The following is a 12,124-nucleotide window of genomic DNA, read 5'->3' on the forward strand; positions in this document are numbered from 1 at the left end:
GATGAGTGGTGCGAACCCGAGCGCAACGACCAACTCAGGTAGTTCTGGAGCATGGTTGCTGAGGATCACGTTAGTAATTCCGGCATCGAAGGTCTGTTGGAGTGCGCTCTGAGCACCGGGCAGAAGGCGCCAACGGATTGGCTGGTAGTACACGCGTGGCACTTCGGCGACTGCGGCCACTGTTACCGACCGTTGAACACCGGCCCGTAGGCATGCGTCGAGAAGTGGGGTGGAAACCTCCGCCCACCAAGAAGCCGCGTCCGAGTAGGAGGGCATTCCCTTTGGTCCCCAATGCGGGAATCCTCGCTGCAACCCCAGTGCGAGTGCTGGAATTGTAACTGTATTCGTCGGATCGGTCGCGATGATCGCTTCCCGGAGGATCGAGGGCCACGTGCCATCTCGTTGTGCCAGAGTCCCGTCGAAGTCCCAGAAAGCGCCCTGGCGCAAGCCCGTCATGGCTCCAGCCTACGGCTCGGGTACGTCAACCCCGTCTAGGATCACAGGGACTACGGGAGATGGAACTCCTCCAACCCGCCAAGGTCACCGCAGTCTCGAGTACCAGTCTGTGCTGTTGGCACGCGGCGCTATCCGACGGAGGCGTGAGCGAGGGTGTAGGCGAGGCGGTAGGAGTCGGTACCGGTTTCGATGATGGTCCCGTTGAAGGTGAGCCGGTCGACGATCGCGGCGCAAAGCCTGGGGTCGGTGAAGGTTTTCGTCCACCCGGAGAAGGACTCGTTGGATGCGAATCGCGGGCTTGAACGCATCTAATCGTGGAGAGGAACGTACGGGAACCTTACGAGGTGGAGGAACGGGACTCGCCAGTGCTTGGCGGACGGTGTCCCGACCTACCTGATACCGCCGGGCCAACTCCCGGATCGAGGCACCCTCGACTCGGGCATCTCTGCGAATGCTGACGAACAGTTCCATACGCAACCTCATCCAAACCTCCACGAGATCGTCCCATTAGATGGAACAAGACTGACGGTGGTCCTGACTCAAACCGTCACAAGGATCCAATGAATCTCGGGTGGTACTGACTCAAACCGTCCTAGTGGTCTCGAACGAGGCTGTCACAGTCACCCGTTCCCCGACGCCCTGAAATGCCGAATCTGCCTACGACCTCCTGACACCCGTGCCAGCAACCGGTTCCCATGGAACCTCCGGTCCTAGCGAGAGCATACAAGCGGAATATGCCGTCCTGAATCGTGCCCTGGCGCCGCTCAGGGTGCCGATACAACGTGCAGGAGCACAGCCTGCTCGGACTGCAGCAGGGGCACCTGCACGCCCACCGATCCCAGGACAGTGCCGGGCGCTGTCAGGTTGCCGCTTTGCCAGGCGGGCGCCGCGTGGGGGGAATCTGACGGGAGTGGGCCGCCGATCTGCTCGATCCTGTAACGAATCTCCGGGTTGAGTCCTGGGATTTTCACGGGCCCCGGAGGCCAGGTCGACGGGCGGGCCAGGAGCGCGAGCGAGAAAAGGGCCTCCGAGCCGTCCGTGCTGACCACCCCGGTGAGGGCTAACTCGTCGAGAGCAGAGTCGCCGCGAACCATCGTGCCGGAGTGCAGCAGGGCGCGGAAGCGCTTGTGCACGGACACCCATTCGGCCAGGGCCGCCAGTTCGCCGCCGTCGAGCTCGTTGATGTTCCACTCGATGCCGAAGTGACCGAACATGGCAGTGATGGCCCGAAAATCCAGGGATGATGTTCTGCCCGTGGTGTGCGAGGTGGCGCTGCCTACGTGGGTGCCGGTGAGTTCGCCCGGTATGAGTTGGGCCGTCCAGCGCAGGATCTGCTGACGTTCCAGTGGATCGATGCAGTCACTTGGCCACACCCTGTCGGTACGCTCGAGGATCCCGAGATCCACGCGTGCTCCCCCGGAAGAACAGGACTCGATCTCGATGCCCGGGTGCCGCAGGCGCAATAGGTCGAGGAGCGCATACACCGCACGCGTCTGCTCGTGTACACGGGCAGCTCCCGTTGCGGCCGAGCCCGCGTCGATGAGGTCCCTGTTGTGGTCCCACTTGAGGTATTCGATCCCGTACTCGGTGATAAGTGCTGATATCCGGTCCAGGACGTAGGTGTACGCTTCCGGCACCGTGAGGTCGAGGACCTGCTGGCGCCGCGCTTCCAAGGGTAATCGGCCGTTCACCTGCAAAATCCAATCCGGATGGGCCCGGGCAACATCGGAATCGGGGTTCACCATTTCCGGCTCGAACCAGAGACCGAACTGCATGCCGAGTGAGCGAACGCGGTCTACGAGCGGATGAAGACCCTCGGGCCAGACCGTGGGGTCGACGAACCAGTCACCGAGGCCCGCGGAGTCATCGCGGCGCCCCCGGAACCAGCCATCGTCCAGCACGTAACGCTCGACACCGACCTGCGCGGCACGCTCCGCAAGCTCGAGTAGCGGCTCGAGGCGGTGGTCGAAGTACACGGCCTCCCAGACGTTGAGCGTCACAGGACGGTGTGTGGCCGGATGACTGGGGCGGTCGCGCAACCACCGGTGAAAGCGCCCCGCCTGGTCATCGAGGCCGGAGCCATATGCTGCATAGAGCCACGGGCTCGTATACACCTCGCCCTCTCCCAGGACCACTTCTCCGGGCAACAGGACTTCACCACCACCCAGGACCGTCCTCCCGCTGGTCATCCGCTCGACGAATGACTGGTGGTTCCCGCTCCATCCCACGTGGACACCCCACACATCCCCGGACCGGAAACCGAAACCAGGGGCCCCTGCCGTGAGCACTGTCGGTGAATCTGCTCCCGTCCTGCCGCGACGCACCTCACGGAGATACGTCCCTACTGTCAGAGGATGCCGCTGCGGCACGCGTTCCTTGGCCCAGCGGCCCGCCAGGTCTAGAATCTCGCTGGCCTCGGCCGGAACGGGCAGGGCCATAACCAGTTTCTGGAGCTCGTACTCCTCCGGCGCGAGATTGGTGAGTACCACCCGCGTCCGCACGAGCCCGGACTCCAGTAGTTCCAAAGTGAACCGGAGAGCAAGGCGGGTGATCGGATCCTCGGCAACGACCTCGAGACACCGCTTCTTAAGAGTGTGCACCACCTTGGTGAAAAGCGGGGACCAGTCCTTCCCGGCCCGGTGCCCGGTCAACCCCGGCGTACCCATCCAGCCCGCGCCGTGCTCGGGGAGAACGCCCAGACGCACAGGAAGGTCCGTCGTGTTCTCAAGCAGAGGCGAACTGAGATCAGCCACCGCCGCTAGTTCCTCCGGGGAGAGGTTGCCGAGTTCGGAGCCCCAGTACCGTACCTCCGGCAGGCCCGATGCCGGACAATGCACGACGACGCTCACTCCACCTGCAGTAAGGTGCAGTGGTGTTGACTCAGGTAGCGGCATTGGGGTCCTTACTATCCTTGGGGCATCCGGATGAACTAAGTTAGAAGACTAAATATAGTTGCCGATTATCGCGAGGGTAGATGGAATTGCAGGGGCATGTCGTTTTTGCCGGTGACAGCGTCACCGACTGTGGCTGGCGGGATGACCACCAGCAACTCGGTCATGGCTACGTGCGCCGCCTTGCCGCCTCCAATCAGCTCGCGAAGTGTCACGTGGTGAACGCGGGCACCAGTGGGGACCGGCTGGAGGACCTTGAACAGCGTTGGGATCAGGACGTACTCACCCTCGAACCTGATGTGGTGTCGGTGATGATCGGTATCAATGACACGTGGCGGCACTTCGACAGCGGGCAACCGTCCGATATCTCCGCGTTCAGTCGCCGCTATCACGCGATGCTTGCTACGCTTCCCGCGGTCACGCGGCTTGTCCTGATGGAGCCCTTCGTTATTCCGGTCGGCAATGAACAGCAGGAATGGCGGCGGGATCTCGACCCGCGGATCGATGCTGTCCGCATTCTCGCGGAGGAGTTCGGCGCTGTGCTGGTTCCACTCGACGGCATTCTCAACCACCTCGCCCGATCGATGGGAGCTGCATCCCTGGCCGCAGACGGAGTGCATCCGACAGCACGTGGCCACCAGGAAATTGCCGCGGCCTGGCTACGGGCCGTGACCGGGCCATGACATCGGCACAGGATCCGACCTGGAACGGACAGGCTTCCTCGGCCCTGCTGACCCCTGAGCAGCCTCCGACCGGAACTCAGAAGACCCGCCGCCGGGAGTCTTCCCGGGGCAAGGTCATCGACTTGATTCGCTCCAGCGGACCCATCAGTCGGGTGGAACTCGCCGAGAGGACCGGACTGACTCAGGCCACCATCTCGACCCTCGTCCGTGCCCTCCTGACGGAAAACATCATCGTCGAATCAGGCCGTGGTGAATCTACGGGCGGCAAACCGCGCATGTTCCTGGAACTCAACCCCGCTTCGCGGGTCGGCGTCGGGGTGCACATCGGCCAGGACTACATCACGTACATCATCGCCGACCTCCGCGGGCACGTCATCGGTCGTCGACGCGTCGGCGGACCGGGAGACACCTCCCCTTTGATGGTGGTCAGCCGGATGACCAAAGATATCGAGGCCCTGATCGTAGAGTCGGGCGTAACCCGCAGCAGCATCGTCGGAATGGGCATCGCGACACCCGGTCCTCTGGATCGCGTTGCCGGCACCGTCCGCAATGCACCATCGCTGGAAATGTGGGCTGACTTCCCCATTCGTCGAGCGCTGGCATCGACCACCGGGTTTCACTGCGAGTTCGACAATGACGCGACCGCGGCCGCCATCGGCGAGTACTGGCTCGGAGCCACAGAAGGCTATGAGAACTACGCCTCCGTCTATATGGGCGCCGGCATCGGCTCCGGCATCGTCATGGACGGCACCATCTATCAGGGCGTGAGTTCGAACGTCGGGGAGATAGGCCACGTGACGGTGGACGCGAAAGGCCTCCCGTGCCCCTGTGGCAATATCGGCTGCCTCGAGCTGTATGCAAGCCCCAAGGTCGTCGTAGCGCAGGCCGCGGAGGAAGCCGCGCGGGGCAATCTCGACATCGCACTGACAGGGGTGATTTCCGAGGACTTCGCTGCCGTGGGTACTGCAGCCACGAACGGAGACGCCACAGCCCTGCGGCTCATGCAGGACTCAGCCGAATACGTGGCGAGTGCCGTGATTTCCATGGTGAACCTCCTGGACCTGCAACTGATCGTCCTTGCCGGCAGCGCCTTCTCGACCGCAGGCAGCTTCTATGTGGACACCATTTCCAAAGCCCTCGCTCATCGGGCGATGGCACGGGCCATCCACCCCGTTGAAGTTCGCATATCGGTCAACGGAAACGATGCCGCGGCCCTTGGGGCCGCTACCCTCGTGCTCCAGGACCGGCTGTCGCCGCGAACACTGCGCTCCGTGTCCTTCGCCTGACCCACCTCGTCGTCCCCAAACCCCGCAGCGCTCGACCTTCCAATAAGGAGCACCATGACCTCCCGATTGCCCGTCACCCCGAACGTCACGGCTGAAGCCACCGGGCTGCTCGCGAAGCTCTACGCACTTCAGGGCCAAAGGACCTTATCGGGCCAGCACAACACCCCGCGCGAAATGTCGGACTACAGCGACCAGGCAGCATCGATCGGTGGGGCTTATCCTGCCGTGTGGGGACAGGACTTCGGATTTGCCGCTGATGGCACCATGGACGGAGTCAACTTCCGCCAGGGCATCATCGACGAGGCCAGGCGCCAGCACGAGGCGGGCTCGATCATCACGCTCATGTGGCATGCTGTGCGGCCCACGGAAGATGAGCCCGTCACGTTCGAGGGGAGCATCTGCAACGGGAAGCTATCCGATCAGGACTGGCAGGACCTCCTTACTCCGGGCACGACGACGCATGAGCGCTGGAAGAAGCAGGTCGACGTCATCGCCGGATTCCTCGCGCAACTGCGTGACGCATCCATTCCCGTGCTCTGGCGCCCGTACCACGAAATGAATGGCGATTGGTTCTGGTGGGGCACCCGCCCGGGCCCGCGCGGTTACGAGGCGCTCTACCGCCAGCTGTTCGAGCGGCTGACCGAGGTCCACGGCCTCACCAACCTGCTCTGGGTGTGGAACGCGAACGCGCGGCGTGAGAACGTGGCTCCCTACATCGACTGCTACCCGGGCCACGACGTCGTCGACATCCTCGCCTTCGACGTGTACGAGAACATGTACGGCCAAGACAGCTATGAAGAACTCGTTGCACTAGCCGAAGGCAAGCCAGTTGCACTCGGCGAGGTCGGCGTAATGCCCACGCCGGACATCCTCGAAACCCAGCCCCTATGGAGCTGGTACATGACCTGGACAAATTTCCTCACGGAGCACAACACCCTGGACGACGTGCGAGTTCTGATGGGCACCGGACGCGTGATGAACCGGGGCGGAGATCAAGCGTCGGACCAATAACCTGCAGGGCCCTCGAACCGGCAACGATGTCATGCGTCCAGCCAAGGTTGGTCGACTAGAGCGAACCCGTCGCCGATTTCTAGAGCACAACAAGTTCGCACCCTCCGGTAGCCTGAGGCAATGAAACCTCTGGCGGACCTTCCCCCGTACATCTACGGCACTACGCGGCTCGGGCACGACGACGTCCCCCGCGAGCAGCAGGTGCACATGGCCCGCACCGCGATCGACGCCGGCCTCTGGCTCCACACCTCCCGGCAGTACGACCACGCCCTCGAAGTTCTCGGTGCAGCCTTCGCCGACGACCCCGGCAACGTCCCTCCGGTCATCGTGAAGCTCGGCGGCGGCACCGCGGACGACGTCCGCGCCACCATCACCGAGAACATCGAGCCCCTGGGCATCAGCACGGTCGACATCGGCCAGCTCTCCGGTACTGGCGCCTTCGCAGAGGACATGGTCACGGGCGGACCCATCCTCACCGACCTGCAGCGCATCAAGGACGAGGGCCTCGTGGGACGCTTCGTCCTCGAGATCTTCCCCTGGACCTCCGAGGCACCCCTCGCCGCTCTCCGGGCCGGGCACCTGGATGGGCTGATCGACGGCTATATCTTTTACCTCAACCCGCTGCAGCGCTTCGCTTCGAACGAACTCTGGGACGAACTGCTGGCACAGGACAAGGCCATCATCTCGATGCGCACCGTGGCCGGCGCCCCGGTCCACACCCTGCGCGACGTCCCTGGCGCAGCCTGGCAGCCCTACCTCCAGGAGCGCGCCGTCGAGGTGGCGCCGATCTTCGAGCGGTCAGGTGTCGCAAGCTGGGCCGAGTTTTGCATCCGCTTCGCGCATAGCACCCCGCAGGTGGTGTCCACCGTCGGATCCACAAGCAGGGAAGAAAACCTGCGGGAACTCCTTTCCTTCAGCCGGAGCATCGAGCCTCTGACGCGCGACATAGTCGACCAACTGTTCGCTCTGCATCGCCGCTGGTCCGACGAAACGGACGTTCATGCGGAGCCCTGGAGCATGTAGGGCTTCTTGCCGGACAACGACGGCGGGGCAGTTACCTGAGGTGGCTGCCCCGCCGTCGTTCGTTGTGGTGCGAGTTGCTAGCTGTCGCAGCCGATCCCGTCCTTATCGCCGTCGAACTTGTCCTGGAAGTTGCGGCTCATGGAACATCAGACGCCGAACTCGCAGCTGTTGCTACGCCACAGGCGCCAAGGGGCCTAGGGGCCACCGAGATCGTCGAGCACCGACGCATAGACTGCCTCGAGCTGTGGGAGCGGCGACGCGCCGCCAATACCGGATCTACCGACGTAATCATCCACTAGGACATGTGGCCTACGAGCGGGGCCAACAAACCTCGCGGAGCCGGCACAACGAGAAGAGGGGTGACCATGAACTGCTCCCCGGAAGTTGGACTGAGAAATTCAGTTTCGACTCCCGGGGAGCAGTTTTATGTATGCACGTAGTTCGTTGTCGGTGGAGCAGCGTGAGGCCGCTGTAGCGTGGTTTGAGAAGGGCATCGCGGTGAGAGCGACAGCCGGCCTGCTGGGCGTGGCTCATCAGCCAGTCGGTCGTTTGTATGAGCGGTGGAAGATCCGAGGTCGAGGAGCGCTGGTGACCAAGCCGACGAAACAGGTGTACTCCTTCGAGACCAAGCTCGCCCTGGTGGAGCGGTTCATCGCGGGTGAGACATCCCTAGATCTGGCGACGGAAGCCGGTCTGTCTTCTCCTTTGCTCCTTCAGGGGTGGGTTCGGGTGTATCGCCGTGAGGGTGCGGACGGGTTGCGGCCCAAACCCAAGGGCAGACCCAGGAGCCCCGAATCACCACCACCGCAGGAGCCCTCCGAGCTGGAGCGGTTGCGGCGGGAGAACGAGCGGTTGCGGGCGGAAGTGGCGTACCTGGGAAAAGTGCGGGCCTTGAGAGCGCAACCACGACGGTAAAGGTTCAGGCCGTCATCGCCCTCAAGGCCGACTTCCCCCTTCCGGTGCTTTTGCAGGCCGCCGGCCTGGCCCGGTCCACGTTCTTCTATCACCAGGCCCGGCTCCTGGCACCGGATCCTCGCCAGGAGCTCAAGGACGCGATCAGGGATGTCTTCGACACGAATCGTGGCCGGTACGGGCACCGGCGCATTCACACCGTTCTCACCCGGCAGGGCTGGACGGTGGCGAAGAAGACCGTGCTGAAGCTCATGCGGTCGCTGCGCCTGGTCTGCAAGGTCCGGCGGAGGAAGCGCCATATCTCCTACCGGGGTGAGCCCGGCAGAACTGCTGCGAATGTGCTGGACCGGGACTTCGCGGCCGACGCGCCGAACCAGAAGTGGGTGACGGATGTGACCGAGTTCAGCGTCGGCGACCGGAAGCTTTACCTCTCACCGGTCATGGACCTCTTCGACCGGCAGATCATCTCCTACACGGTGGGACTGTCGCCGAATCTGGAGCTGACTAACACCTCACTGCGCCAGGCACTGACGACACTGACGACACCGGCAACACCGGCGGGTGGGTGCGGGCAGAAACCGTTGGTCCACTCGGACCAGGGCTTCCAATACCAGCACGCCTCCTGGCGGCATCTGCTCCAGGAGGCCGGAGCACACCAGTCAATGTCCCGCAAAGGCAACTGCTACGACAACGCGGTCATGGAGAACTTCTTCGGACACCTCAAGGAAGAACTGTTCCACCGGGTCCGCTTCATCGGCACTGACGCCCTCACCGACGCCCTCACCGACGCCCTGCACGAGTACATCCGCTGGTACAACACCGAACGGATCTCCACAAAGCTCGAGGGCCTGAGCCCGGTGCAATACCGTGCTCAGACCCTCGCGGCCTAACCTACTTACTTAGCCAGTCCAACTTCCGGGGACCAGTTCACCATTGGTCGCCCCTCTTCTCGATGCGTTAGCTATCGTCACTAGTCGCGACCGAAGCCGCGCGATCTCGACTGTTCCAGCCCTGGCGTCCTACCCCGTCGGTGCGCTGTTGCACGACCCTTCACAGCTGAGGAGGGCGGAGTGCCGTTGCTGAGATCTGTCGCGAGTGCTGCGGCGACGGCTTCGCGTCCAAGCGGGGTGTCTCCGAGCCGATCCATGAGTGTATCGGCAAGCTGGGTTCGCCGGTCCCCTGAGTCCCAAAGCTCAGCCGCGTTGGCGGCGGCATTCTGCGTGTCGACGTCGTTCTGCACGTCCCCGTCGACCACTGCATTCACGATCGCGGCGGACTGCCGTTCCGCTTCGGTGTGATCCCGCTGCACCTCCTTGTCGAGCTGCTCTCCCTCGGCCTCGGCCTCGAGTGTGGGGTTGTTCGCTTGGAGGTACTCCTCGGGCGTCAGCTTGTACCTGGTGCGGATCTCGCCATGGATGTGCTCGCGGGACAACCGTGCCATGTCGTCGAACGGCTCCCACTGCTGCGCCAGGGCGTACTGCGCGGCGATGTCTTCGGGCTTCGCTCCTTCCCAGAACTGGGGTTGGTGAACGGCGCCGAGCTGGGTGCGCATGACTGCCCGTTCGGCTTCGAACCGTTCCTCGAGCTGCTTGCGCCTCGCTCCCTCGGCCCTGAGCATTTCTTCGTTCCGCTCCGCCCGTTGGCGGGCGAGCATCTCGCTCAATCGTCCCGCCAAAGCCATGGCCGACTGCAGTTGCGGACGGAACATCCCGTCGGCACCATCTGGTGTGTTGTCGTGCATGATCTATCTCCCCATCTCTCGATCGTGCTTGCCGGCGTTCAGGGCGCCCTGCGTGCGGCGTGCGGACATCCGTGAACGCTGCGCTTCGGCCAGATCTGGGACCGCCTTCTGCGGTACACCGAGAGCCGGCTCCGGTGCCGCCTGCGGCGCTGCCAGACGCGGCTGGACAATCTCCGGCAAAGGCTCTGCCACGACGCTCAGGTGCTTGCTCACGGTCTCGTTCAGCAGCTGCACCTCGCGCAGCTCCTTGTTGCTCTGCTGCATGTTGTGCAGGGCCCTCATGGTGCGCAGCATCTGGTGCATGATCATCGCCTGAGCGACAGGCGACGGTGCCGTCGATGCGGCGAGCAGGAACGCGGCCGTGCCTGCCATCCGCAGCGGCGGGTTCACCGGCTCGCTGATGGTGACACCAGACCGGTGCGCGGATCGCGCCAGGACGCGCGAGGCGTGCGCAAGCGGTCCCGGCTCGGACTCGGTGGCCTTCGACCAGGCACCGAACACTCCGGATGCTTCACGCGCGACGTGCGCCCACGTTTGATGATCCCCGGGGGCCACAGACGATATTGTCTGACGGGCCTTGGCTAGATCCAGTGCGAGCTTGCGCGCAGCGACTTCATCGACGGCCTGACCACCGATCATCGACACCCGGGCACCTCGTGTCATGTCCGGTGCGTCCCGGTGCACAATCCTCTGCTGACGCTTCGCTGCCCACCATTCCTCGGCTGCTTCCTGCGCCGCCTCCGGGGTATCACTCCACGCAGTACGCAATGCTGGCAGGGTCAGATCCTTCGCGAGCTTCCCGCCGCCGAACCACACCGGGTCCATGCCGGCCGGTGGCCGTTCAGCCACCGAGTAACCGGTGACAACGGAACGGCCGCCGTCAGCGAAACGGGCGCTGACGAGTAGTTCCTGGCGGCGTAACCGGCGCACGAACTCAGCCTCGGAAACGGAAGCGACGGCACTGGAGCGAACAGTCCGCTCGAGGCGATGGCGAGCTGGTTCCTTCGCTCCTCCAACCTGGCGGTCTGCCAGCTGCTCGGCGGGCTTCAGTCCGCGTTCGGAGTGCTGACCCAGCTCCATGAGCCCGAACTGCTTCTCGAGCTTCCGGGCCGCGCTCTGCGCCTTCGGGAAGTCCGACCAGTCACTCCACTTCGTGCCGTCCTCGCGGACGCGGGAGGCAACGATGTGAATGTGGTCGTTACCGGCGGTGCTCGTGCCGTGGTGCACGGCGACCCACTGGCACGCGGCCTTCCCGCTTGCCTCGGTGAAGCCCATGTCTTCCATGAACTTCTCCGCCATGTCCGCCCATTCGCGGTCGCTGACAGGCCGTTCGTCGGCCCGTAGCGACAGGGAACAGTGCCAGACGTGCTGGTCCATCTCGACGTCGTTGATCCGCTTGTTGAGGTCAATCTCCTGTGCCGCGAGGACCGCCGACTGATCGCCCAGCTGTGCGTCCCCGAACCACGCCATGATCGTCGGGCTACCAGTGACGAGGTGCGGGTCGGTGTGCTCGTTGCTCTTCCCTGGGCCGACCAGGTACTTCATGAGCCCTACGGTGCGGGAGCCCTTCGTGATGTTCGGAATCACGGCTTCAGCTCGTACATCTTCGCCTCGATCTGACGCATCAGCTGGCGAGTCTCCTGCATCGCTGCAGCGGCGTAGTCCTTGACCTCACCGGTCGCATTCGCATGGCGCGCGATCTGGTTCATGTTGTTGGCCGCCGTCGCGATGAGACGACGGATCGCCAGCAGCGTTACGACCTCCTGCTTCTTCACCGTCAACACGGCCGGATCCCCCGAACCGAGCGCGGCGTCCACGAGGATCGCGGACGGCGACAAACCTGTCTGAGCCTCCAGCTGCAGCAGCTGGGCACGCTCCATCTCGGACATCGAGACCCTCACGTACACGGTCTTACCTTCGATGCGCTTGCGCCGGGAAGACCACACGTGCCGCTTGCCGGCACTAGGAGGACGCGCAGCGGGCTCCTGCTCCTGGCTTTCGCTCCCCTGCTCAGACACTGCTCGCACTCCCCCTCAGGCCCAGCGCAGCGCCCCTCCAACTCAAGGCCCCACACCCCAAGTGTGTCACCGCCCAGCTGCAGGCGCCAGCCGAACCCGCGTT

The 12,124-nt window shown here is 63.9% G+C and carries 11 protein-coding genes and 2 pseudogenes; 6 read left to right on the forward strand and 7 right to left on the reverse strand.

Annotated features, from left to right (window positions below; genetic code table 11):
• The 4 genes and pseudogenes from AC1MFI_RS18910 to AC1MFI_RS18925 all read right to left on the reverse strand — a co-directional run.
• Nucleotides 1–180 (reverse strand): hypothetical protein (locus tag AC1MFI_RS18910; protein WP_479821294.1); only part of this gene is annotated, 180 nt, incomplete at its 3' end.
• A 404-nt stretch (nucleotides 181–584) separates the two neighbouring features.
• Nucleotides 585–749, reverse strand: a pseudogene (locus AC1MFI_RS18915) (ATP-binding protein); the annotation flags it as partial.
• A pseudogene (locus AC1MFI_RS18920) lies at nucleotides 745–939 on the reverse strand (IS21 family transposase); the annotation flags it as partial. The pseudogenes AC1MFI_RS18920 and AC1MFI_RS18915, both read right to left, overlap by 5 nt.
• A 281-nt stretch (nucleotides 940–1,220) precedes the next feature.
• Nucleotides 1,221–3,350: an alpha-galactosidase gene (locus AC1MFI_RS18925; protein WP_479821295.1), complete on the reverse strand. Its 2,130-nt coding sequence runs from the start codon at nucleotides 3,348–3,350 to the stop codon at nucleotides 1,221–1,223.
• Between the two features lie 80 nt (nucleotides 3,351–3,430).
• Between AC1MFI_RS18925 and AC1MFI_RS18930 the strand changes: the two genes are divergently transcribed.
• From AC1MFI_RS18930 to AC1MFI_RS18955, 6 genes are all read left to right on the forward strand, one after another.
• Entirely contained in the window at nucleotides 3,431–4,030 is a 600-nt protein-coding gene (locus AC1MFI_RS18930; protein ID WP_479821297.1) for an SGNH/GDSL hydrolase family protein, read from the forward strand.
• Nucleotides 4,027–5,316 (forward strand): ROK family transcriptional regulator, encoded by a 1,290-nt coding sequence (locus tag AC1MFI_RS18935; protein ID WP_479821298.1) that lies wholly within the window; start codon nucleotides 4,027–4,029, stop codon nucleotides 5,314–5,316. The genes AC1MFI_RS18930 and AC1MFI_RS18935 overlap by 4 nt, the downstream gene beginning before the upstream one ends.
• A gap of 54 nt (nucleotides 5,317–5,370) precedes the next feature.
• On the forward strand, nucleotides 5,371–6,327 hold the full coding sequence (locus tag AC1MFI_RS18940; RefSeq protein WP_479821300.1) for a glycoside hydrolase family 26 protein: 957 nt from the start codon (nucleotides 5,371–5,373) through the stop codon (nucleotides 6,325–6,327).
• Nucleotides 6,328–6,447: 120 nt separating this feature from the next.
• Nucleotides 6,448–7,350 (forward strand): aldo/keto reductase, encoded by a 903-nt coding sequence (locus AC1MFI_RS18945; protein ID WP_479821302.1) that lies wholly within the window; start codon nucleotides 6,448–6,450, stop codon nucleotides 7,348–7,350.
• A gap of 588 nt (nucleotides 7,351–7,938) precedes the next feature.
• A complete protein-coding gene (locus AC1MFI_RS18950; RefSeq protein ID WP_479821303.1) occupies nucleotides 7,939–8,265 on the forward strand; it encodes a helix-turn-helix domain-containing protein in 327 nt (108 codons plus the stop codon).
• A gap of 44 nt (nucleotides 8,266–8,309) precedes the next feature.
• Nucleotides 8,310–9,152, forward strand: coding sequence for an IS3 family transposase (locus tag AC1MFI_RS18955; protein WP_479821304.1), 843 nt, complete (start codon nucleotides 8,310–8,312; stop codon nucleotides 9,150–9,152).
• An 80-nt stretch (nucleotides 9,153–9,232) separates the two neighbouring features.
• On the opposite strand, the gene AC1MFI_RS18960 is transcribed toward AC1MFI_RS18955, so the two are convergent.
• From AC1MFI_RS18960 to mobC, 3 genes are read right to left on the reverse strand one after another with little or no spacing between them, the layout of a single operon-like run.
• Nucleotides 9,233–10,003 carry a hypothetical protein gene (locus AC1MFI_RS18960; protein ID WP_479821305.1) on the reverse strand — a complete coding sequence of 257 codons (771 nt, stop codon included), beginning with the start codon at nucleotides 10,001–10,003 and terminating at the stop codon, nucleotides 9,233–9,235.
• 3 nt (nucleotides 10,004–10,006) lie between these two features.
• Complete coding sequence (locus AC1MFI_RS18965) at nucleotides 10,007–11,548, reverse strand: relaxase/mobilization nuclease domain-containing protein (protein ID WP_479821422.1); 1,542 nt, start codon at nucleotides 11,546–11,548, stop codon at nucleotides 10,007–10,009.
• A 38-nt stretch (nucleotides 11,549–11,586) separates the two neighbouring features.
• Nucleotides 11,587–12,021: a plasmid mobilization relaxosome protein MobC gene (gene mobC, locus AC1MFI_RS18970; protein ID WP_479821306.1), complete on the reverse strand. Its 435-nt coding sequence runs from the start codon at nucleotides 12,019–12,021 to the stop codon at nucleotides 11,587–11,589.
• Between the last annotated feature and the right edge of the window lie 103 nt (nucleotides 12,022–12,124).

The sequence above is a fragment of the Arthrobacter sp. BC5 genome, assembly GCF_056680255.1.

Bases quoted from the DNA above. Each gene is read 5' to 3' on its own strand.
- AC1MFI_RS18925 (WP_479821295.1), bottom strand. From the start codon at position 3,350: ATGCCGCTACCTGAGTCAACACCACTGCACCTTACTGCAGGTGGAGTG.
- AC1MFI_RS18930 (WP_479821297.1), top strand. From the start codon at position 3,431: ATGGAATTGCAGGGGCATGTCGTTTTTGCCGGTGACAGCGTCACCGAC.
- AC1MFI_RS18935 (WP_479821298.1), top strand. From the start codon at position 4,027: ATGACATCGGCACAGGATCCGACCTGGAACGGACAGGCTTCCTCGGCC.
- AC1MFI_RS18940 (WP_479821300.1), top strand. From the start codon at position 5,371: ATGACCTCCCGATTGCCCGTCACCCCGAACGTCACGGCTGAAGCCACC.
- AC1MFI_RS18945 (WP_479821302.1), top strand. From the start codon at position 6,448: ATGAAACCTCTGGCGGACCTTCCCCCGTACATCTACGGCACTACGCGG.
- AC1MFI_RS18960 (WP_479821305.1), bottom strand. From the start codon at position 10,003: ATGCACGACAACACACCAGATGGTGCCGACGGGATGTTCCGTCCGCAA.
- AC1MFI_RS18965 (WP_479821422.1), bottom strand. From the start codon at position 11,548: ATGAAGTACCTGGTCGGCCCAGGGAAGAGCAACGAGCACACCGACCCG.